The organism is Plesiomonas sp. ISS29 (assembly GCF_056522795.1).
Genome location: NZ_JAWRZQ010000001.1, coordinates 411447 through 433462, shown reverse-complemented (window position 1 = coordinate 433462; position 22016 = coordinate 411447). Strand labels below are relative to the sequence as shown.

General features: G+C 49.0%; 18 protein-coding genes and 1 pseudogene. 9 read left to right on the top strand and 10 right to left on the bottom strand.

Annotation, left to right across the window (positions count from 1 at the left end):
- Positions 1 to 89: 89 nt before the first annotated feature.
- From AC1HDJ_RS01880 to AC1HDJ_RS01860, 5 genes are all read right to left on the bottom strand, one after another.
- Entirely contained in the window at positions 90 to 518 is a 429-nt protein-coding gene (locus AC1HDJ_RS01880; protein WP_479536824.1) for a GNAT family N-acetyltransferase, read from the bottom strand.
- Between the two features lie 2 nt (positions 519 to 520).
- Positions 521 to 1780, bottom strand: coding sequence for an aminotransferase class I/II-fold pyridoxal phosphate-dependent enzyme (locus AC1HDJ_RS01875; RefSeq protein ID WP_479536822.1), 1260 nt, complete (start codon positions 1778 to 1780; stop codon positions 521 to 523).
- Between the two features lie 66 nt (positions 1781 to 1846).
- Positions 1847 to 3457 carry an AMP-binding protein gene (locus AC1HDJ_RS01870; protein ID WP_479536820.1) on the bottom strand — a complete coding sequence of 537 codons (1611 nt, stop codon included), beginning with the start codon at positions 3455 to 3457 and terminating at the stop codon, positions 1847 to 1849.
- A gap of 22 nt (positions 3458 to 3479) precedes the next feature.
- Entirely contained in the window at positions 3480 to 4055 is a 576-nt protein-coding gene (locus tag AC1HDJ_RS01865) for a hypothetical protein (RefSeq protein WP_479536818.1), read from the bottom strand.
- Positions 4056 to 4751: 696 nt separating this feature from the next.
- Positions 4752 to 6122: a sodium-dependent transporter gene (locus AC1HDJ_RS01860; RefSeq protein ID WP_479536816.1), complete on the bottom strand. Its 1371-nt coding sequence runs from the start codon at positions 6120 to 6122 to the stop codon at positions 4752 to 4754.
- 438 nt (positions 6123 to 6560) lie between these two features.
- Between AC1HDJ_RS01860 and udp the strand changes: the two genes are divergently transcribed.
- From udp to fre, 3 genes are all read left to right on the top strand, one after another.
- A complete protein-coding gene (gene udp / locus AC1HDJ_RS01855) occupies positions 6561 to 7325 on the top strand; it encodes a uridine phosphorylase (RefSeq protein ID WP_479536813.1) in 765 nt (254 codons plus the stop codon).
- A gap of 279 nt (positions 7326 to 7604) precedes the next feature.
- A complete protein-coding gene (gene ubiD, locus AC1HDJ_RS01850; RefSeq protein WP_479536811.1) occupies positions 7605 to 9101 on the top strand; it encodes a 4-hydroxy-3-polyprenylbenzoate decarboxylase in 1497 nt (498 codons plus the stop codon).
- A gap of 134 nt (positions 9102 to 9235) precedes the next feature.
- The gene (fre, locus tag AC1HDJ_RS01845) at positions 9236 to 9952 is read left to right on the top strand and encodes an NAD(P)H-flavin reductase (RefSeq protein WP_479536809.1); all 717 of its coding nucleotides are present in this window, start codon (positions 9236 to 9238) and stop codon (positions 9950 to 9952) included.
- A gap of 229 nt (positions 9953 to 10181) precedes the next feature.
- Here the strand turns inward: fre and AC1HDJ_RS01840 are convergent, their stop codons facing one another.
- From AC1HDJ_RS01840 to hemC, 4 genes are read right to left on the bottom strand one after another with little or no spacing between them, the layout of a single operon-like run.
- Positions 10182 to 11360, bottom strand: a complete 1179-nt coding sequence (locus AC1HDJ_RS01840; RefSeq protein ID WP_479536807.1) for a heme biosynthesis HemY N-terminal domain-containing protein — start codon at positions 11358 to 11360, stop codon at positions 10182 to 10184.
- 12 nt (positions 11361 to 11372) lie between these two features.
- On the bottom strand, positions 11373 to 12608 hold the full coding sequence (gene hemX, locus AC1HDJ_RS01835) for a uroporphyrinogen-III C-methyltransferase (protein WP_479536805.1): 1236 nt from the start codon (positions 12606 to 12608) through the stop codon (positions 11373 to 11375).
- Positions 12609 to 12625: 17 nt separating this feature from the next.
- The gene (locus AC1HDJ_RS01830; protein WP_479536803.1) at positions 12626 to 13369 is read right to left on the bottom strand and encodes a uroporphyrinogen-III synthase; all 744 of its coding nucleotides are present in this window, start codon (positions 13367 to 13369) and stop codon (positions 12626 to 12628) included.
- Positions 13366 to 14334 (bottom strand): hydroxymethylbilane synthase, encoded by a 969-nt coding sequence (gene hemC / locus AC1HDJ_RS01825; protein WP_479536801.1) that lies wholly within the window; start codon positions 14332 to 14334, stop codon positions 13366 to 13368. The genes AC1HDJ_RS01830 and hemC overlap by 4 nt, the downstream gene beginning before the upstream one ends.
- A gap of 388 nt (positions 14335 to 14722) precedes the next feature.
- Between hemC and AC1HDJ_RS01820 the strand changes: the two genes are divergently transcribed.
- Positions 14723 to 17296 carry a class I adenylate cyclase gene (locus AC1HDJ_RS01820; protein WP_479536799.1) on the top strand — a complete coding sequence of 858 codons (2574 nt, stop codon included), beginning with the start codon at positions 14723 to 14725 and terminating at the stop codon, positions 17294 to 17296.
- A gap of 173 nt (positions 17297 to 17469) precedes the next feature.
- Here the strand turns inward: AC1HDJ_RS01820 and cyaY are convergent, their stop codons facing one another.
- Complete coding sequence (gene cyaY / locus AC1HDJ_RS01815) at positions 17470 to 17790, bottom strand: iron donor protein CyaY (protein ID WP_479536797.1); 321 nt, start codon at positions 17788 to 17790, stop codon at positions 17470 to 17472.
- 91 nt (positions 17791 to 17881) lie between these two features.
- Here cyaY and lptM point away from each other — a divergent pair, with 91 nt between their 5' ends.
- From lptM to xerC, 5 genes and pseudogenes are all read left to right on the top strand, one after another.
- Positions 17882 to 18067 carry an LPS translocon maturation chaperone LptM gene (gene lptM, locus AC1HDJ_RS01810; RefSeq protein ID WP_438629334.1) on the top strand — a complete coding sequence of 62 codons (186 nt, stop codon included), beginning with the start codon at positions 17882 to 17884 and terminating at the stop codon, positions 18065 to 18067.
- An 86-nt stretch (positions 18068 to 18153) separates the two neighbouring features.
- Entirely contained in the window at positions 18154 to 19407 is a 1254-nt protein-coding gene (gene lysA / locus AC1HDJ_RS01805; RefSeq protein WP_479536795.1) for a diaminopimelate decarboxylase, read from the top strand.
- 14 nt (positions 19408 to 19421) lie between these two features.
- Positions 19422 to 20246: a diaminopimelate epimerase gene (gene dapF / locus AC1HDJ_RS01800; RefSeq protein ID WP_479536793.1), complete on the top strand. Its 825-nt coding sequence runs from the start codon at positions 19422 to 19424 to the stop codon at positions 20244 to 20246.
- Positions 20243 to 20974, top strand: a complete 732-nt coding sequence (locus tag AC1HDJ_RS01795) for a DUF484 family protein (protein ID WP_479536790.1) — start codon at positions 20243 to 20245, stop codon at positions 20972 to 20974. Before dapF ends, AC1HDJ_RS01795 begins: the two co-directional genes overlap by 4 nt.
- 115 nt (positions 20975 to 21089) lie before the next feature.
- Positions 21090 to 21998: pseudogene (gene xerC, locus AC1HDJ_RS01790) on the top strand (tyrosine recombinase XerC); the annotation flags it as partial.
- Between the last annotated feature and the right edge of the window lie 18 nt (positions 21999 to 22016).

Genomic DNA, 22016 nt, shown 5'->3' with positions numbered 1-22016 from the left:
TGCGTTCCAATGATATTATTTGAATCACATTAGGGTCAGAGTTGATCTGACCTTAATGTGTGTGCTGATTATGAGTTTACATTCTGTCTTCAGTGGTGTTTCAGTGCATCAAAAGGTAAAACCATGCCAGCACCAAGACTAGATGACGGCCGTTTGATAAAACCTACAGCCATATAAAACGTTTCGCATCCCTGAGCAGACATGCAGTAAATATCAGACTGAGGTTTTGCGGTACTCTTGATGTACGCAAGCAAATTTTGCATGATATTTTTACCAACACCAAAGCGCCTCTGAAATTCAGGATGTACCATGACATCCTGAATACAGAATGCGAGAGCACCGTCTCCGACAACTCGACCACTCCCAATGGGTATTCCATTGACTGTGGCACAGCAGATGTATAATGAATTATCCAGAGCGTTCTGTGAGGAGAGTTCATCCGGAACGGACCAGCCTACGGATTGTCGTAATTGATTGTAGTCTTTAGCAGAAATGCTATTAATATAATTGATTAGCATGATTAAACGTTTCCATTATTATTAAGCAATAATTCACGATAATCAGAGAATGCTTTAATTGCTTGCTGGATCTGTGATGATTCATGTTTTGCTGTCACTGTCATCCTGATGCATTCATCGCCTTTTGGCATCGTTGGATAAGGACATGATGTTACATAAAGACCGTACTCTCGATACAATATTTTTGAAAACTCAATGAGCATCTCAGTGTTCGGAATACGAACAGAGATAATAGGGAAGTCATTATTGTTGTATGTTTCAAATCCACAGTTTTCTAACCCATCAATAAGTTCTCGTGTTAGCTGATGGACATATTTTTTAATACTGTCGCCTTCTTTTTCCAAAATATCCATACCTGCGTTTAGAATTCCAAATGCAAAAGGTATCGGCTGTTGAGAATAGTCAAGGGGTCGTGAGAATGCGAGTAATGTGCGCTTAAGTGCACGAGGTACGGCGGCAAATGCCATGGCGGCACCCATATTTTTTGCAGTTCCGGCAATGTAGAGAATATTCTCATAAGATTTATTTAGATGATTAATAATTCCAGACCCATTTCCATACGGATTTGTACTATTTTTTTCCGCACCAACCATGCCAAAGCCATGTGCATCATCAATAAATAGAATTGCGTTATATTTTATAGCTAACATTTGTAAGTTTGCTAGATCAAGGAAGTTTCCGGTAATACTGTATACGCCATCAAGACAAATTAGTTTATGACGGGCATGCTTGTATTTCTTTAAAATATCTTCCAGCTGATTTAAATTATTATGTTCATAACTTTGCAGTATTGCACCTTTATCTCGTGCTAGTTGTGCTCCATGAAACATAATAGCGTGAGCAGACTTATCCATAACGACAAGATCATTATGCTCAATAAGTGCTGGGATAATGCCAATAGAGCCTAAAAATGTATTTGTTGTGATTAGAGCGTCTTCTGAACCGACAAAGTGAGCAAGTCTCTCTTCTAGTTCGGCACAAATGCGATAATGTCCAGTAAGTCTGGCTCTACCTGTATGTAATCCGTAATCCATTGTGGCTTGAAGTGCTTGGGGTAATAAATCTTCTTGTCTCTTGTCAAAACCTAGGTAGTTTCCTGAAGCAAAATCAATAATTTCTTTTCCATTTATATCTGTAAAGACCCTGTTTTTTGAACTAGAAATACTGACGTCATATTGATCACTTTCATTAAGAAGTAGATAAAGATCTTTACGCACACCAGACTGAATGTTAACGCCCATTTTGTTAAGCACGGAATACATAGATACATCCTTGATTTGGTTTTTTGATAAAGTTATTTGTGTTTCACTACGCTATTGTTACATCTATTAAATAATTGGTGTCGTGGTGTAATGCTGAAGAAGTACACGATCAATTTTCCCTGATGAGGTTTTAGGCAGTTCATCATGCTGAATAAAATGTTGTGGTATTTTGTATGCTTGTAGATGATCATTCATCATTTCAACTGCTTTTTCTTGGTTAAAAATGGCTCCGTCATTTAAAGAGTAGTGACATATAATCGAGCTTTTTTCTCCACTTTTATTTATTACTACGCAGGATTCATGAATGTGTGGAAGCCTAGCTGTTGCCTCCTCTATTTCTCCAATTTCAATTCTATAGCCATTGATTTTATAGATATGATCACGCCTGCCTTTATAGTGAATGACTCCTTTTTCATCTTTATATCCATAATCACCCGTTCTCCAAAATTGTGTTGGATAGGGATGAAATGGGCTAGTCACGAGGCATTTTTTTGTCAGTTCAGGTTGATTTAGATATCCCAGTGTTACCGTACCGCCCCGACACCAAATTTCACCTATTTCATTGCTTTTGCAAATATGGTTACCATTGTCAGTAACAATAAGAATTTCTGTATCATCGATTTCATAGCCAAGAGGGATACTGTCGTTAAGTAGATCACTCTCTTGCACCCAGTGGAATGTGATAATATTTGTTTCTGTTGGCCCATAAATATTTGCAATTTTTGTTTCGGTAGTCAGTTCACAGAGTTTTTTAAGTTTCGCTATAGGGAAAGGCTCTCCGGCATACATAATAGTACGTAGATTATTTTTTTTATTAAATAGCCCCCCTTTCTCTATAAGAGTAATCAATGTTGAGGGCGTGGTGTATAATAGTGTTGCGTTTTCCCGTTCCAGTAAATTTACATAATCTTTATGTTTGAGGTTTTTATCACGTCTCAGGTTCCAATCGAAATAAATAATGGCAGCGCCAACACTTAATGTGTTGAATATATCAAATACGGATAGATCGAATTTAAGTGGTGCTCGTGAAATAACCTTATCGTCTTTTGTTAACTGAAATTCTTTTTGCATCCAACGAACAAAGGTCAATGCGTTTCTGTGACTAAGCATGATACCTTTAGGTGTTCCTGTTGATCCCGAAGTATGAAGGACGTAGGCTAGGCTATCTGACGGCTGGTTTTTTGTTTCTAGGCAATCGATATTATGATGAATATCATAAGAACAGGGTATCATTTCCCCTGCTTCTAAAGTATATAATTCAGGAGTGCCTGATTCATCAAAAATGATAATTGTTTCCAGTGTGCAGTTCATTAAATAGGGTTGATATCTTTCTACCATGACCCTATCAGCAACTAGCGTAACCATTTTGGTTTCTTTGATTATTTGCTGAAGCTGAATAGGTGAGTAAAGGGTATCAATAGGAACATAAGATTTCCCCATTTTCAGTATACCTAATAATGCAGCAACACTTCCTGCATTCACATTTGATAAAACACCAATGAATGTTTGCCCTGCATATGTGGTTGCTCTTGTTGATGAAATAGCCTGCCTGAATTGATTGGCCATTCTATTTAATTCGTTATAGGTTGTTATAGTTCCATGTTCAGAGATAAGAGCAGGAGCTGCGGGCATTTCCTTCACGCGGTTGTGAAAAGCGTGATGTAATAAGTGATCCATAGTGAGAATCTCATCTGTGTATTTAAACATATGCTACTTCAAAATGATTTGGGCTTTGTGAGTAAGAGCTAATCGACTGGAAGTGAATGCCAATATCGTTCAGGCTTTTTGTTTTTCTGGCTGATAGTATTATTTCTTTATATTGTAAGGAGTTGTCATTAAATGTTGAGTAGTATTTATCCCTGATATAGAGATCAGGTTTGTTATTTCCCCACACGGAATTAATGATAATGTCACCTTCAAAAAAACAATCACGGATTTTGCTAATATCAATATGGCTCAGAACGTTAAACCAAAAAATAAACACACAGCTTTCCTGATGAATGATGCTTCGCTTTTTTGCATATGATTCAAACTTCATCTTGTAGACAGCGGTAGAGGTTGTATTATTTGTATAAGGGTCAATGCCTACATAGTAAAATCCATGTTTTTTTATGACATCAGAATACATTTCTTTGTTACAACCTACGACGACGACAGTTGATCTTTCTTTAACCTTAGAAAGAGTCTTTTCGATAAAGTGTAATTCATTCTCCAAATATTCTTTGGCTATCATTGTGCTATCTTGCTTTAACATGTTTTCGTAAACTTGTTTCACTATTCCTCTCCATGAATAGAATAAGTCAATCTGATAAGTTCAAACTCACACAATTAAATTATTAATTACTAATTAAGTGTTTTAATTAGTGCTGTTAATCTCAGGTATTCTTACTCTATATTTATCTAACATATTAGCGTGCTTATGTTTTTTTAATTGCGTACAGCTAAACCTTACAATAATGAGTTATTAGTAAACAATATAAAATGAACGAGATAAGTTGAATGGATAGGTTTTAAAAAAGGTGAAAACCATCAGGGTTATGGATTAAAAAAATATAGGGCGTAAAAATTATTATTATAATTCAATAGGTAAGGGAGTATGCGCAAAGATAATTAGAGTGGGGGGAGAGTGATGTGATACATCAAGATGGATATTTATTTCTCTATTTCATTTAACTTTGGTTTAAGATTGAAGGGGTGTATGGCTGAGTTATTTCTATTTTTCGATATAAAAACTTATCTTGTTTTTATTATTTGATGCTATTGGCGTGAATAATAAACCCTATATTAGGTTTTAATTCGGTGTAAGTAACGTTAATTAAATTAAAAATATCAGATCATAACCTTATTGTTATTTTTTTCTGATTATATTGGATTGCGCCAGAGAAAAACTCAATAACCAGAGATGTAATTCCTTAGTGCTCTATTATGATAAAACCACCTCGTGGAGGTGGTTTTATTTGCTCTTTATCCTTTAAAAGATATTTAACCCCTTGAGCATGACCAGTAAAATCAGTGGTGGTGAGACAAAACGAACGATAAAGAACAGGCCGTTCACTAGCGTTTGGTTGTGCAGTGTGCCTTGATTGCTCAGTGCTTGTTGAAGATTTTGTTTCCCCCAGACCCAGCCAACAAACAGGCACAGTAAGATCCCGCCGGCGGGCATCAGCACTTTTGAGCTTAGCTCGTCAAACAAATCAAACATGTTGAAGCCGGCAATTTTAAAGTCGGCCAGTACGCTATTTGATAGCGCGCAGGTTGAGCCGATCAGGGCTAGCAGCAATACGTTAATGATGACTGATTTAACACGGCTGATTTTGAAACGCTCACTGAGTACTGAAACCGGCACTTCCAGAATGGAGAGCATTGCGCCGGTAGCGGCAATGGCGGAAAGTACAAAAAAGACCACCATCAGTAAATGGCCAAACGGCATTTGCGAGAAGACCGCTGGAATGGTGATAAACAGCAGTGCTGGCCCCGCAGATGGGGTAAAACCAAAGCTAAATACGGCCGGGAAAATGGCAATACCGGCTAGCATAGAGACAAACAGATCGGCGGCCATCACGCGCACTGCGGTGGTTGGAATGTTCTGATCATCACGGAAGTAGCTACCGTAAGTTAGCATAGTGCCCATGCCGATAGAGAGCTTGAAAAAAGCCAGCCCCATCGCGGTCAGGATGACTGCGCTGTCTATTTTAGAGAAGTCGGGTTTGAACAGGAAACTGAGCCCTTCTGCCGCACCCGGTAGGGTCAGGCTGCGCAGACCAATCAAAATCAGCAGCACAAACAGCACTGGCATCAGCTTTTTGGTGACGGCCTCAATGCCTTTTGATACCCCGATAATCAGTACACCACCGATCATTGCCAGCACCAGCCACTGCCAGAGCAGGGATTGCCATGGGTTGCTGATCAGTGCGGCAAAGGCTTGGCCAGTGGTTTTTGGATCACTTGATAGCAGCGAGCCATCGAGGGATTTAAAGATATACGCAAATACCCACGCCGACACTTCCGAGTAAAAACCCATGATCAAAAACGCACAGGTCACACCGAACAGGCCAATCAACCACCAGGGAAAGCCGCGTGGTGCAAGGCTAGTAAAGGTGGTGATGGCATCGGCTTTGGCTTTTCGGCCAAGTGTCAGCTCGGCAATCATCACCGGTAGGCCAATCAACAACGTGGCCAGCAAATAGACCAGTAAAAAACCCGCACCGCCATTGGCACCGGTCAGATAGGGGAATTTCCAGATATTACCCAGCCCCACGGCAGAGCCGAGGGTAGCGGCAATAACGCCAAAGCTGCTAGTAAAGCCATCGCGTTTTTTTATGGTCGGAGTCTCAGTACGCATAGATCAGAACATTCCTGTTATTGGTTCGTTATGGGTATGTCGGTGCGGTTATCGGCTATGCTGCTTTTTGTCACCGAACTGCGTGAAAAGATTGTTCCACTCTCTGGATCGATCGCCAAGCAGTTTCTGTGGTTCTCAGATTTATCGGTGTATCGCCCTATATTGTTACAGATGTGTGGGAGGAAGAGGGGCGCATATGTCTGAATAAATGAAAGATACATCACATAAAAAAGGTAATTTGTTGTATCGTATTCTTTTATGTTTAGCATGTATCACAAATAACACACGTATTGTTCGTTACAGTACAGAGCGTTTGTGTGAGATCGGGGTATTCGATCGGCGCATGTTCTTTTTGTATACATGCTTGTGCATTACCTTATTGATTATCTTATTCCTTACCCTATTTATTTATCCGATTCAGTAAAAAGGAGCAACTGCATGGCAAAGTCAGATGTATTTCACCTTGGTTTGACCAAAAGTGATTTAAAAGGCGCAACACTGGCCATTATTCCGGGTGATCCTGAGCGGGTAAAAAAAATTGCCCAGCTGATGGCCAATCCAGTGCATTTGGCCAGCCACCGTGAATTTACCTCATGGCTGGGTGAGCTTGACGGTAAGCCGGTGGTGGTTTGTTCAACCGGTATCGGCGGCCCATCTACCTCAATTGCTGTTGAAGAGCTGGCCCAACTGGGTGTGGATACCTTTTTACGTGTAGGCACAACCGGCGCAATTCAGCCGCACATTGCAGTAGGTGATGTGCTGGTAACTACAGGCTCAGTACGCCTTGACGGTGCAAGCTTGCATTTTGCGCCGATGGAGTTCCCTGCGGTGGCCGACTTTGAGTGCACCACTGCGCTGGTTGCGGCGGCAAAAGCGCGCGGCGCGAAAACCCACATCGGGGTGACGGCCTCTTCTGATACCTTCTATCCGGGGCAGGAGCGCTATGACACCGTTTCAGGCCGTGTGGTCAGCCGTTTCCAAGGCTCAATGAAAGAGTGGCAGGCCATGGGCGTGATGAACTATGAAATGGAATCGGCCACCTTACTGACCATGTGTGCAAGTCAGGGCTGGCGTGCTGGTATGGTTGCCGGTGTGATTGTCAACCGTACCCAGCAAGAGATCCCGAATGCTGAGACCATGAAAGCCACTGAAAGTGATGCGGTAGGTATTGTGGTGGAAGCGGCGCGTTTGCTGCTGGCATAATTGCCGCCACACTTTTGCATACGCATAATTGAAGAGCGCGATCCTATGGGGTCGCGTTTTTTTTATGGGAAAATATTGGATAGGGAAACAGATAAAACCAGTTTGGGGGATGCAGAGCAAAAACACAGCAGAGACAAAGATTAAGAAGGCGAAGGCTGGAAGGTGAAACGAGGAAACTTACGCTGAAAAAGTGTACTGTTCACCCTATGCGGGTTATGTACTCGGTTTTACCGCCACAACTCTTTATAATGCTGGTAGCCGCGCCTGAAAGGATCTCCGATGAAATATAAAGATTTACGTGAATTTATAGCGCTTCTTGAGCAACAAGGGTTGTTGATTCGGATAACCCAGCCGGTATCACCGGATCTGGAGATGACCGAAATTGCCGACCGGACATTGCGCGCCGGAGGCCCGGCACTGCTGTTTGAAAACCCGATCGGTTACAGCATGCCGGTATTGTGCAACTTATTCGGCACACCACAACGGGTTGCGTTGGGAATGGGTCAGGATGATGTGGCCGCCCTGCGTGATGTGGGTAAGCTGCTGGCCTTTTTGAAAGAGCCCGAGCCACCGAAAGGTTTTCGCGATTTGCTCGATAAAATGCCGAAATTTCGTCAAGTACTGAACATGCCAACCAAGCGGTTATCAGGCGCGCCTTGTCAGGAAGTGGTGTGGCAGGGTGACGAGGTTGACTTGACCCGTTTGCCGATCATGCGCTGCTGGCCAGATGATGTTGCACCGCTGGTCACTTGGGGGCTAACAGTAACCCGTGGCCCGCACCGTGAGCGGCAGAATTTGGGTATTTATCGTCAACAGCTGATCGGTAAAAATAAGCTGATTATGCGCTGGTTATCGCATCGTGGCGGTGCGCTCGATTTTCAGGAGTGGCAGCAGGCTCATCCGGGCGAGCGTTTTCCGGTTGCCGTCGCGCTGGGCGCAGATCCGGCCACTATTTTAGCGGCAGTGACTCCGATCCCCGATACTCTCTCTGAATATGCGTTTGCTGGATTACTACGCGGAACCAAAACCGAGGTTGTCGGTTGCCTATCGAGTGATCTCGACGTGCCGGCATCGGCCGAGATTGTGCTTGAGGGCTATATTGAGGCGGGTGAAGTTGCGCCCGAAGGCCCGTATGGCGATCACACCGGTTACTATAATGAGGTGGATAGCTTTCCGGTATTTACCGTGACCACAGTGACAATGCGCCGCGATCCTATCTACCACTCAACCTACACCGGCCGCCCGCCCGACGAACCGGCCATTTTGGGCGTGGCCCTCAATGAGGTTTTTGTCCCGCTGCTGCAAAAGCAATTTCCTGAAATTATTGATTTTTATCTGCCGCCGGAAGGGTGCTCTTACCGTATGGCCGTGGTGACAATGAAAAAGCAGTATCCGGGGCATGCAAAGCGCGTCATGATGGGCGTCTGGTCATTTTTACGCCAGTTTATGTACACCAAATTTGTGATTGTGTGTGATGACGATGTCAATGCGCGCGACTGGAATGATGTGATTTGGGCGATTACCACCCGCATGGATCCCGCCCGCGATACCTTGCTGATCGAGAATACACCGATTGACTACCTTGATTTTGCCTCGCCGGTTTCAGGTTTAGGCTCAAAGATGGGAATGGATGCCACCAATAAATGGGCGGGGGAGACCGACCGCGAATGGGGCCGCCCGATTATCAAAGATCCGGCTGTGGTTGCCCGTATTGATGAGATTTGGGATTCGCTGGCTATCCCGTTACCGAGTGGTCATGTGCCGCGCGGGCTGTGATCAGCCGGCCGCTTTTGGCCAATGGCTGCTTGCCGCCAATAGCGGCTCGGTTTACCGTGTGGTTATCGCTATCGATAAATAAAATATCAACAAACAGAATAAAATCAGGCCATCAGAATGGCTGAGGGAGAGTTATGACAACGTTGGGCTGTAACGTGACTTTGTGCAAAGTCACTTTGGTTGAACCGATGACTGAGACGGTCTATCGCGTACGTATTGTGCCGGAAAAGCCGGTCTCTTTTCTAGCCGGCCAGTATTTGATGGTAGTGATGGGCGAGCGTGATAAGCGCCCGTTTTCGATCGCCTCGACACCGGATAATACCGATGAACTTGAGCTACATATCGGTGCGTCTGAGCACAACCCTTATGCGATGGCGGTGATGGATAAGATCAAAGCCGGTGAGCCGCTGATGATCGAGATTCCGTTTGGTGAGGCCGCGTATCAGCCTGACAGTGAGCGTCCGGTGATTTTGATTGCGGGGGGAACGGGGTTTTCCTATGTTCGCTCAATTTTGCTCGATTTGCTGCGTCAGCAGCCGCAGCGTCAGGTGCACTTGTACTGGGGCGGGCGTGAGCTGCAACATCTGTATGATCTCGATGAGCTGGATCAGCTGGTAGAACAGCACCCGAACGTGCAGGTGATCCCGGTTATTGAGCAGCCGCAGGCGGGCTGGGAAGGGCGCTGTGGTACGGTGCTAGCCGCGGTGATGCAGGATTTCTCATCACTGGCGGCACACGATATCTACATTGCTGGCCGTTTTGAAATGGCGAAAGTAGCACGAGATTTGTTCTGCGAGCAGCGTGATGCTGATCCGGCGCGTTTATTTGGTGATGCGTTTGCGTTTATCTGACCGGCGGTGATGGGCTTACTGTAAAGGTTGGACGTTACATCAGTCATGCATCAGTCATCATAAGCGAGAGCTTAATGTATATCGTGTGATTGCTGTGTGATTCCTCTGTATGCTTACAGCATGTGACTGCAGTACCTAATGATATCGTGCAATTTTACGCAAAAAAAACCGTCTTCAGTTCACAGTGAGGACGGTTTTTTTATTCGCAGGTTAGTGCTATTTGAGAGGGTTACTCTAAGGTAGCAAGACCTTTACGACGCATTTCACCGGCATCTTGTGCCATGCCGAGCTTATCCATCACATTGGCAAGTAATGCATAATCACCGGCTACCGGTTCAGCGGCCAGCGCTTTTTTCAGCGAGGCTTCCGCTTGCTGATACTCACCCTGTGCAACCTGAATATGGCCAAGAGTTCGGTTGATTAGAGCATCATCCGGCTGTTTTTTCAGCAGGTGCAGCAACACTTTTTCGACTGCCGCCGGATCGCTCGGGTGCAGTTTGCTGATGATTTTCAGCAGCTCTGGGTGTGCTTGCTTATGCAGCCCGTCGAGGATAACGGCTTGTGCATGGTAGTGATCATCACACTCAATCAAATGCCCAGCCAGCAATGCTAGTGTATCGGGGTTAGTTCGGCGTTTACGCGGCTGATTGCGCAGCCAGCCCATCAACCCTTCACTGCCGTTTTCATGCATCGCTTTACTCATCAGGCCATTTTCAGCCTCAAGGGTAATGTGCGTCAGCTCATCTTCGCTGAACAGGTTAGATTTGGTCAGCTGTGGCAGCAGATCAAGCAGAGCGGCATGTGCACCGGCCTGTGAATAGGTCTGCTGTGCTAAACGCAAAACCTGCGGATGACGCGGAGCGACCGCCAGCAGGTTATCGACACCGTGACGGGCGGCGTGGATTTCACCTTGTGCCAGTTGTAGGCGCACGCGAGTGATATCAACTGGTAGGGTATCGCTGCCGGCCAGCTCGGCGGCGCGGTGCAGATACTGGTTGCAGTTGAGGTTATCGCCGCGCTGCTGTGCCGCCTCGGCTGCCATCAGCAGGTTAACGACCGGTTGATCGGCATGTTCGGCACTTTTTGCCATCAGGCGCTCAGCCTGCTGGTAATCACCTTCGGTCAGCTTGAGCAGGCCGGCAATGGTCTGTTTGCGGGCGCGATTGCGTTTGCGGTGTGCAAACCAGCCTTGTGTGGATGAGCCAAAGCGCACTAAACGGCGTAGTACAGAATCAAGGATAAACAGGGCGGCGAGCGTTAAAATCACCAAAATGATCATGCTCGTCAGGCTCATCTCAACCGTATAAGGGCCTGCAACAATCAGAACATAGCCCTGATGACCGGCAAATTGTGGCCCGATAATCAGGCCGCCGATAATAATGGCTAACAGTATAAATATCCGCGTCATAACGGCTCCCAGTTAGTTAAGTACCGGTGCAGCCGGTGCGGCGGCAGGGACACTGGTGGCAGGTGCTACCGGAGTCTGGCCTACGGAAGGCTGTGCCAGCAGGTTGCGTACGCGCGTTTGCAAGGCATCATCGATCAGTGGCTGGCTCTTTAAGCTTTGCGGTAGATCGACATAAATAGACTCTTCACTCAGGCTGCCAATTTCATTTAAAAATGCCTGCGTGCTGCTATCTTGCATATCAAAGTAGGAGCGCACCCACGTATCGACTTTTTCCAGTGATTGCTTATACAGCTCGTTTTGATGGCGCGGAATGGCCATCGCTGCCATTTGCAGACGCTGGCGGATGTTTTCACGCAAATAGTAGTCTTGGTTTGGGGCTAGCAGCGGCTCAACTGCACCGTCGCGGCGGCGAACGGTGATGAAATCATCCACAAAGCTATCCCAACTCTTGATCAGGTTGGATTTCCAATCACGAATCGAGTGGCTTAAGCCCAGATCATCAGTAGCGCCCTCTGCTGGTGGCAGTTGGGTATCGGCCAGTTTCAGGTTATCGACCTGATTGGCAAGGCTAGTGATGCTAAGAATTAAACCATCGGTATCGATTTTGGTGATGCCAGAGAGGGTTGAGATGTCGTCAGCCAGCGCTTGGCGAATCGGCAGCAGGCTAGGATCGTTCATCTGAGCCACACTCAGGTCGGCACTCTTGAGCAGTGCTCCCGCGGAGGTGATGTCTTGCTCCATCCACAGTTTACGGCCGGCATTTTTGGCCAGATAGTCAGCTTCCGCCAGTAGCCAGTCATTCGAGCGGCGGCCAGCTACTTCGGTCAGCTGACGCTGTAGGGTCTGGATCTGCTCTTCTTGTTCGGCCTGTGTCTGCTTGGCACGCGCAAGAGTTTGGTTGATGTCACTGCTCATTTCGCTGGCTAGTTTTTTCTGATTAGCCAGTGATTCGGTCAGGGCACTAGTCAGGGTATCGACCTTCTGCTGCATCTGTGCCAGCTCACCGCTTTGCGTTACGTTCTGCTGGTGGCCGTGGTAGTACAACCCGCCGCCTAAGGCGATCACCAGTGCAATGGCGATAGCGCCGAGGGTCTGCCCGCTTTTGGCGGTGGTTTCGGTTTTTGCCGGCGCTTGCGGTGCGGCAGTCTTGCTGCTGTCAGCAGTGACGGCTGATTCAGCATGAGGTGTTGACGTTGAAGTCGCTTGTTCATCCGCAGCAGGGGACGACTGGGGCTTGTGATCCGTCATTGAGGGTTCATCCCAAGTTATTCAAATTGTTCAACTGCGGCAATGAGAGACAGGTTATCGGCATGGGATGAAATCACAATTTCAGCCCACCCGAGCGCCTGCGCCATTGCGGCAATGCGTTTACTGACGACGACTAATCGACAAGATGTCAGCCAATCATGTTCAGTTTTCGGTACTAAGGCAACCAGTTGTTGCAATATCTCGCCGCTGGTAATCAGCAGGATATTCACATTGGCCCGTTGCCAGATATCGGTCAGTTGTTCACCGCACTGTTCAATCGGTAACCGCTGATAACACTCGTGCAGGGTAACCATTGCCCCCCACGTGGTGAAGGTGTCGGCCAGCAAAGGCCGCCCGCCGTTACCGCGTAAAATCAGCACCTGACGACCCGCTATGGCCGGTGCGGTGATCACCTGCAACAGACCCTCACTGGTTTCATCTTGTGCCGGAAACAGCACCGGCTGACCACAAGCCAGTTGCAGCGCATGGGCGGTGCTTCGGCCTACCGCAGCATACTGCACCGCAGGCCATGACGCACCAATCTGCTGCAAGGTTTGCTGTGCATAGCGCACAGCATTACCTGAAACGGCAATGATCCAGTCACCGGCTTGTAGGCGGTTTAACGCGGCCGATAAGGTATTTAGCTCGCGCCCAGCACTGAGGGCAAAAAGCGGCGCATGAATCGCCGCACGGCCACTGGCCGAGAGTGCTTGGGTTAAAGCCTGACCAGGATCTCCCGGTCGTGTGACCAAAATTGTCATGCGTTAGTGGCAGCGGGGCCAAATGTGCCATAAACCTCGGCCAGAATACGGCCAGCACCCTGTGTCAGTAGCTGTTCGGCCAGTGTAATGCCCAGCTGTTCGGCAGTATCGGCATGGCCGCGAATATCACCGCGAATAATCTGAGATCCATCGGGCGCACCGACCAGCGCTCGCAGGTAGATCTGATTGCCTTCTAGCAGCGCATAACTGCCGATAGGCACTTGGCAACCGCCTTCCAAGCGGGTGTTCATCGCCCGTTCAGCAGCTACCCGCAGTGCGGTTTCCGGATGATTTAGCGGCGCAAGCAGTGCTTGTACACGCGCATCGTGCTGACGGCACTCGATACCGACAGCACCTTGACCGACGGCTGGCAGTGATTGCTCAACACTTAGGTAGGCGCGAATTCGCGTTTCCAGCCCCAAGCGCTTTAAGCCGGCCGCCGCCAAGATAATGGCATCGTACTCATGGTTGTCTAATTTGCCCAAACGGGTGCCGACATTACCGCGCAAGTCTTTTATCTGTAAATCGGGGCGTGCTGCGCGCAGCTGACACTGCCTACGTAAGCTTGATGTGCCAACGACCGCGCCATGCGGCAGAGCATCAAGATTAGCATAGTGATGCGAGACAAACGCATCACGCGGGTCTTCGCGTTCACAAATACAGTGCAAACCCAGTCCGGCAGGAAAATCGACCGGTACATCTTTCATTGAGTGTACGGCGATATCGGCGCGATCTTCTAGCAGCGCAAGCTCTAACTCTTTGACAAACAGGCCCTTACCGCCCACTTTTGCCAGAGGTGTATCGAGAATAATATCGCCCTTTGTTACCATCGGCACCAGTTCGACTTCTAAATCAGGGTGATGCTGACGTAACAGCGCACTGACATAATTGGCCTGCCAGAGCGCCAGCGGGCTTTGGCGGGTGGCAATGCGAATGCGCGACAGACTGAGATGCGGAGTAGACATGCTATTAACCGTATGATTGAGATTGGTTAATCCTACCATTGGCAGCCCTCAGGTGTCAGCGCATCGGATCGCACTCTTTGCGCTTTACAGCGAGAAAAATCGTAATAATTGTGATAAAGATTGCATTTATCGATAAATGATGTAAAAAAAATGTGAAAGCAATCGTTTTTTCAACGATACAAAGAGCGGGGATAATCGTACGCTGAGAAGGCAAATACGGGGTAGAGATAGACCCTGCTATCTTTACGGTGATGCGGAAAAGTGTTAAATTGATCACGTTTCCGCCATCATAGTGCAGCAACAGTACAATGCAAGGGTAAGACACGGATGTGTATGGTGTCGGTGGGTTGGTTACCGGAATTCCGGTATAAATGTCAGGCAACGCGTATTGTACCTGTATATTGAAACACTCAAACGGCGAATGGATGCCATGAATCAGCTGCGTGTTGAACGCGCGCTGGCAGCGATGGGGCCTGCTTTTCATCAGGTTTACAGCTTATTGCCGGTTTTGCTGAATTACAATCACCCTATGATGCCAGGCTACCTTGATGATACCGTTCCCTGCGGTGTCTGCCTGTTCACGCCCGATGAAATGCAGCAGCAGTTTATTGACGACTGTTCGCGCGCCTGGGGCGTTCCTATCCAAGAGCCGCAAGACGGCGAACTTCCGATTACCGCCATCTATTCAATGGGCAGCACCTCGTCGGTCGGCCAAAGCAGTGATTCTGATCTGGATATCTGGATCTGTCATCAATCATGGCTAGATCGCGATGAGCGTCAGCGTTTACTGGATAAATGTTTACTGCTTGAGCAGTGGGCACGTTCACGCGGCGTTGATATTAGCTTCTTTCTGATCGATGAAAACCGTTTTCGCCATAACGAATACGATACCCTGAGTACCGAAAACTGCGGCTCGATGCAGCACTTGCTACTGCTTGATGAGTTCTACCGCACTGCCGTACGCTTGGCGGGTAAGCGTATTTTGTGGAGCATGGTGCCCGTTGAGATGGAAGAGCAGTACGATGAGTACGTGCTTTTACTGTATGCACAGGGTGCGCTGAACGCCAATGAGTGGCTGGATTTGGGCGGCCTTGGCAAGCTGTCGGCAGCCGAGTACTACGGCGCGAGCTTGTGGCAGCTCTACAAAAGTATTGATTCCCCTTACAAAGCCGTATTAAAAAGCCTGTTGCTGGAAGCGTACTCCTGTGAGTACCCAGAAACACAGCTGCTGGCGCTAGAGATGAAGCAGTGCATGCACGAGGGCAATATCATCAGCTATGGCCTTGATGCCTACAGCATGATGCTTGGCCGTGTAACTCGCTATTTACAATCGGTGGGTGATGAAACCCGCCTTGATTTGGCACGCCGCTGCTTTTATCTGAAAGTGTGCGAAAAGCTCTCGCAACCGGCAACCAGCAACTGCTGGCGGCGCGAGATCCTGCAAACACTGGTGGCTGATTGGGGTTGGAGCGAGGCAAAACTTCGCAAGCTCGATGATCGTGCTAACTGGAAAATAGAGCAGGTGCGTGAAGCGCATAATGAGCTGCTTGAAGCGCTGATGCAGAGCTACCGCAATTTGATCCGTTTTGCGCGGCGGCACAATATCAGTGTCAGCGCCAGCCCAGAAGATATCGGGGTACTCACCCGTAAACTGTATGCGGCGTTTGAGGTTTTACCGGGGAAAGTCACACTGGTTAACCCGCAGATTTCGCCTGATCTGTCAGAGCGTGATCTGACCTTTATTCAAGTTCCAGAAGGGCGTTCCAACCCGAAAGGCTGGTATCTGTATAACAAAGCCCCGCTGATTTTTGAGATAGCCGGCCGGCCTAACTTAGAGTACAACCGCTACCTGAGTAAACTGGTAGCCTGGAGCTATTTTAATGGCCTGCTGACACCGCAAAGCCGTCTGCATGTGCAGGGCTCTGGTAGCGCTTGCGATACCGCGAAGCTGCGTCAGTTGGTGGAAGATATCCGCAGCCATTTCCCGATTCGTCGCCCAATGCCGAGCCAAAAAGATCTGTATAGCCCGTGTGAAATCAGGCACTTGGGCATCATCATCAATCTAGAAGTTGACCCGACCGCCGATTTTAACAATAGCGAAGTCCGGTTTGATTTTAGCCAGACCGATGTATTTAGCTTCGGCCAGCAGCAGCAGAGTTTAATCGGCAGCATTGATCTGCTGTATCGCAACTCGTGGAATGAGGTGCGTACCCTGCATTTTCGCGGTGAAGAGTGCCTGCTCGATGCCATTAAGACCATTTTAGGCAAGATGCATCAGGATGCGGCGCTACCCGAAGCAGTGGATGTGTTTTGCTATAGCCGTCATCTGCGTGCCATTTTGCGTAACCGTGTTTCACAGGTGGTTGCTGAGTGTATTGATTTGCGTTTATCGAGCGAATGCCCTGAGCCAAAACGCTTTAAACCGCTGCGGATTGCCGGCCAGATGTGGGGCCTGTTCTTTGAGCGCCGTGGCGTATCGGTACAAAAGCTGGAGAATGGCGTCGATTTTTACGGCTGTATCTCAAATACCAAACTGCACGGTTTCCCGCTGGTGATCGGCACGGCCGAACCACACTTGCCACCGATTGTTGATGCTTATGCCAGTGAAGGGCTAATTCAGTTTTTCTTTGAAGACAGCGAGCGCGGGTTCAACATCTATATTTTAGATGAAGCTAACCGCATCGAAGTCTATCAAAACTGTGAGGGCAATAAAGACGAGCTGGTGCAGGATGTGAACCGCTTCTATGCCGCCTCGCACGATAAGCTGACCGTGGGTGCCAGCATTATCAATTTCAATTTGCCGCAGTTTTATCAGGTGGTGCAGCGTGATGGCCGTACCCAGATAGACCCTTACCGCAGCGGTGAACTGCGTGATGGTGCGGTACGAGATGGTGCGGTAATAGACCCAGCGCTGACATTCCCACCGGAAATTTTGTTTAATCTGCATCAGTCGCAGGCTTAAGCTCACTGTAAGCGGTGCTATATCTGCAAATATACCGTAAAGAGATCACCCGCCTGTGCCCTGAATAGAACAGTATGGTTCTAAATCACATCGCGGGTGATACGGCTTTGCTGCTTATACTGACCGACTACGGTAAATAAAAATACGGCCAGCGAAAAACCGCCAATAAAAAATTAAGACAAGCGCAACGAGACCTCTTCGCCCGACTGGGTACTGCATGCCAGCGATAAAAATTCCCAAAACTCAGCCGCTGAGCGGTTGCAGATCCACTCTTCATCCCGAAAATCAAAATGGAAACCGCCAAACTTGGTGGCAACCCAGATTTGGTGTAGCGGCTCTTGGCGGTTAAGAATGATTTTGCTGCCATCTTCAAACGTCAGCGTCATCACCCCGCCCTGATTTTCATAATCGATATCGGTATCAATATCATCGAGTTTTTCTTCGAGAGTTTGCCACACCTGATCGGCATATTGGTGGAATTGGCTGTCATTCATGTCGGTGTCCTCTTGCTTTTCATGATCGAGCTGCGATTATAGAGATCTTACAAGCGTAAATAACTTATAACCGTTAACAACAGGCGATCCCATGAAAAATTCTCTTTGTCGTGCGCTAGCATTATGTGCTTTGTTTACTCTGGCCGGTTGTGGCGTAAAAGGGCCGTTGTATATGCCAGCACCTGCACAGCCGAGTGCACCGGTGAAAGCGCCAGCGTCCAACACGACAACCGAGTCTGCGCCTGTGAGTGAAAATACGGCAGTACCGGCGGCGTAATTCCATATCAAATGATGTTGTGTTACGTAAGCTGACATCAATAGAGACGGCCATTTAGACGATTATATCAATCAAGGAAGGCTAGGTTGGATCACTTCAATTATCAGGGAAACCAGCAGTTATATGCCGAAGGCATTGCTGTTGAGGAGCTGGCGGCACAGTTTTCAACGCCGTTGTATGTCTATTCACGTGCCACCGTAGAGCGCCATTTTCACGCCTTTGATCAGGCGGTGGCGGGGCACCCGCACCTGATTTGCTATGCGGTAAAGGCCAACTCCAATTTGGCGCTGTTAAACCTGCTAGCCCGTTTAGGCTCGGGGTTTGATATTGTTTCGCGCGGCGAGCTTGAGCGTGTGCTGGCCGCCGGTGGTGATCCCCGTAAAGTGGTCTTTTCCGGCGTAGCAAAAAGTCGTGAGGATATGGTTCGGGCGCTTGAGCTGGGCATTCGCTGTTTTAATGTTGAATCAGAAGCTGAACTGCAACGTCTAAATCAGGTGGCTGGTGAGCAAGGGTGTCTTGCGCCCGTTTCGTTGCGAGTTAACCCTGATGTGGATGCCAAAACGCACCCTTATATCTCAACTGGCCTAAAAGAGAATAAATTTGGTATTAATCACCAAGATGCGCGGCGGATTTACCGCTTGGCGCGTGATCTGCCGCACCTAAAAGTGGTGGGGATTGATTGCCATATCGGTTCGCAGTTGACCGATCTAGCCCCGTTTATGGATGCACTTGACCGTTTGTTGCACCTGATTGATGCACTGGCCGAAGATGGCATTGTGCTGCAACATGTTGATGTCGGCGGCGGTTTGGGCGTGCGTTATAACGATGAAACGCCACCACCGCCTGCTGATTATGCCGCCGCGTTGCTCAGTAAGCTTGCTGATCGGCCACAGCTTGAACTGGTGTTTGAACCGGGTCGGGTGATCATGGCCAATGCCGGTTTATTGGTTACGCAGGTTGAATACCTGAAAGCGGCCGGCGATCGCCAGTTTGCGATTGTTGATGCGGGTATGAATGATCTGCTGCGCCCGGCTCTGTATCAGGCGTGGATGAAAATCATTCCGGTGAATGCCGGATTAGTACGCCCGAGTGCAGTGTATGATGTGGTTGGGCCGGTGTGCGAAACCAGTGATTTTCTCGGCAAAGGGCGCGAGTTGCCAATTGCTGCCGGCGATTTGCTGGCTGTGCGTTCTGCCGGTGCGTACGGCTTTAGTATGAGCTCAAATTATAATTCGCGGGTGCGTCCGGCTGAAGTGCTGGTTGATGGTGATAAGGCTTATCTGATCCGCGAACGAGAGCAATTAAGCGATTTATGGCGCGGGGAGCACCTGCTGCCGTGATGATGGAGAATCGCGTGCAATTTTCCAAGATGCATGGGCTTGGCAACGACTTTATGGTAGTCGATGCCGTGACGCAAAATGTCTTCTTTTCACCGGAGCTGATCCGCCGTTTGGCAGATCGGCATCGGGGTGTTGGTTTTGATCAGCTGCTGGTGGTTGAACCGCCGTATGATCCAGATTTGGATTTTCACTACCGTATCTTCAATGCTGATGGCAGCGAAGTGGCGCAATGTGGCAATGGGGCGCGGTGCTTTGCCGCCTTTGTGTACCAAAAAGGGCTGATTAATAAACGTGAGATCCGTGTGAGCACGCAGGTCGGCAAAATGATCTTGAAAATTCAGGATGATGAGCAGATCACCGTCAACATGGGGCTGCCGATTTTTGAGCCGAGCCAGATCCCGCACCGAGCGGTTAAAGAAGAGAAAACCTATATTCTGCGCACTGACGCGCAGACCGTGTTTTACGGCGCAGTATCCATGGGAAATCCGCACTGTGTGCTGCAGGTGGATAACGTAGATACCGCCGCGGTTGAAAGCCTTGGCCCGCTGCTTGAGAGCCACGAGCGTTTTCCTGAACGGGTGAATGTCGGCTTTATGCAGACACTTAGCCCGCAGCATATTCGTTTACGGGTCTATGAGCGCGGGGCGGGCGAAACGCAGGCCTGTGGCAGCGGCGCGTGTGCCGCTGTTGCCGTGGGTATCGTGCAGGGGTTACTTGAAAATCAGGTGCAAGTTGATTTACCCGGTGGCTCGTTACAGATCCGCTGGGAAGGTGTGGGGCAACCCTTATATATGACCGGGCCGGCGGCCCATATTTATGATGGGTTTATTCAGCTATGAGTGATCATCTGCCACCCCCTTCTGCGCCAGAGCCAGAGATTAATCTGCTCACCGAGCAGTCTATTTCTCGCTACCTTGCAGAGCACCCTGATTTTTTTAACCGCCATGCCCCCTTGCTCAACACGCTGCAGATCCCGCACCACAGCCACGGCGCGGTATCACTGATTGAGCGGCAACTGCTGCAACTGCGGCACACCGTTGCCGAGTATCAGCAGCAGCAGCGGGAACAGCAGACGCTGGTGGCGGCTAATGAGCAGCTATTCTTGCGCCTGTTGCCGTTACAGCACGATCTGCTGATGGCCGCCGATCTGAGCGAGGGCATGCAGTGCCTGCGCGAGTGGACGCGCCATCTGGGGTTACTGGCCTGTCGCGTGCACCTGTTCAGTGATCGCTGGTTACTCGGCGCGCCGAGTACCGCACACGGGCTGTCGCTCAGCCCTGAGCAATTTGCGCCGCTGCGCATTCAGCGCTTTGGCGGCCAGTTTAGGCCGCATGACTGCTATCTGGGGCCGCTCAATGCCTCAGAACAACTTTTGCTGCTGCCGGATATCGTGCGGGTTGGTTCTGTAGCCATGCAGCGAATCGGCCAGCATGCCGAACTGGGGCTGCTGATTTTTGCCAGCCGTGATCCACAGCATTTTCAGCCCGGTATGGGCACGCAGTTGTTGCAGTATGTGGCGCAAATTGTCGAATCAGCAATGCCGAAATGGGTGGCGCGCCGTGAGTAAACGTATCACCTCAACATTTGCTGCGAGTGCCACTCGTCGCAAAGTGGCTGCGCGAGCAGAGCAGAAAAGCATAGCACCAGACCCTGTTGCGGCTAATAACACTGATCACGCGGTTATCAGTGATACCTTGCCCGCACTGGCTGAGCCTATCAGCCAGTTTCTGCTGTATCTGCGCGTAGAGCGGCAGGTCAGCCCGAAGACGCTCGAGAACTACACCCGCCAGCTGCGTGTCATGCTCGGGCAGATGCAGGCAATGCAGTTGCAAAGCTGGGCACAGCTTGATGCTGCATGGGTGCGACAACTCTCGGCACGTGCCAAGCGTGAGGGGTTGCAAGAGCGCTCGATAGGGCTGCGTTTGTCGGTCTTGCGTGGTTTTCTCGATTATCTGGTGCTACAAGGCATACTGAATGCCAACCCAGCGCGCGCCGTTCCCGCCCCGAAACCACCCGGCCGATTGCCGAAAAATATGGATGTGGATGAGGTTGCCCAGCTCTTAAATGTGGATGAGCAAGATCCGCTAGCCGTACGTGATCGCGCTATCATGGAGCTGATGTATGGCGCGGGGTTGCGTCTGTCAGAGCTGGTCGGGCTGAACTATCGCGAGCTGGATATTGAGTCAGGGCAGGTGCGGGTCTTCGGTAAAGGCGCAAAAGAGCGACAAGTGCCGTTTGGCCGTACTGCCGCCGAGTGGCTGCAACGCTGGCTGACACTGCGCCCGTTGCTATCACCGACCGATGAGGCGCTGTTTATCTCACGCTTGGGCACGCGGATTGCTACTCGCAGCGTACAAAAACGGATGGCCGAATGGGGGATCAAGCAGGGGCTGAACAGCCATGTGCATCCGCATAAACTGCGGCACTCATTTGCTACCCATATGCTCGAATCGAGCGGTGATTTACGCGCCGTGCAAGAGATGCTCGGACATGCCAACCTCTCGACCACACAGGTGTATACCCACCTTGATTTCCAGCATCTGGCCAATGTGTATGATGCCGCACACCCGCGCGCCAAACGTAGCCGTTTACCGGCCGATTTGAACCGT

Excerpts from the sequence above, each read along its gene's own strand:
- ubiD (WP_479536811.1), top strand. The coding sequence starts at position 7,605 with ATGAAATATAAAGATTTACGTGAATTTATAGCGCTTCTTGAGCAACAA.
- hemX (WP_479536805.1), bottom strand. The coding sequence starts at position 12,608 with ATGACGGATCACAAGCCCCAGTCGTCCCCTGCTGCGGATGAACAAGCG.
- AC1HDJ_RS01795 (WP_479536790.1), top strand. The coding sequence starts at position 20,243 with ATGAGTGATCATCTGCCACCCCCTTCTGCGCCAGAGCCAGAGATTAAT.
- AC1HDJ_RS01870 (WP_479536820.1), bottom strand. The coding sequence starts at position 3,457 with ATGGATCACTTATTACATCACGCTTTTCACAACCGCGTGAAGGAAATG.
- udp (WP_479536813.1), top strand. The coding sequence starts at position 6,561 with ATGGCAAAGTCAGATGTATTTCACCTTGGTTTGACCAAAAGTGATTTA.
- AC1HDJ_RS01880 (WP_479536824.1), bottom strand. The coding sequence starts at position 518 with ATGCTAATCAATTATATTAATAGCATTTCTGCTAAAGACTACAATCAA.
- cyaY (WP_479536797.1), bottom strand. The coding sequence starts at position 17,790 with ATGAATGACAGCCAATTCCACCAATATGCCGATCAGGTGTGGCAAACT.
- fre (WP_479536809.1), top strand. The coding sequence starts at position 9,236 with ATGACAACGTTGGGCTGTAACGTGACTTTGTGCAAAGTCACTTTGGTT.
- AC1HDJ_RS01840 (WP_479536807.1), bottom strand. The coding sequence starts at position 11,360 with ATGACGCGGATATTTATACTGTTAGCCATTATTATCGGCGGCCTGATT.
- AC1HDJ_RS01875 (WP_479536822.1), bottom strand. The coding sequence starts at position 1,780 with ATGTATTCCGTGCTTAACAAAATGGGCGTTAACATTCAGTCTGGTGTG.
- lptM (WP_438629334.1), top strand. The coding sequence starts at position 17,882 with ATGAAAAATTCTCTTTGTCGTGCGCTAGCATTATGTGCTTTGTTTACT.
- AC1HDJ_RS01860 (WP_479536816.1), bottom strand. The coding sequence starts at position 6,122 with ATGCGTACTGAGACTCCGACCATAAAAAAACGCGATGGCTTTACTAGC.
- AC1HDJ_RS01830 (WP_479536803.1), bottom strand. The coding sequence starts at position 13,369 with ATGACAATTTTGGTCACACGACCGGGAGATCCTGGTCAGGCTTTAACC.
- hemC (WP_479536801.1), bottom strand. The coding sequence starts at position 14,334 with ATGTCTACTCCGCATCTCAGTCTGTCGCGCATTCGCATTGCCACCCGC.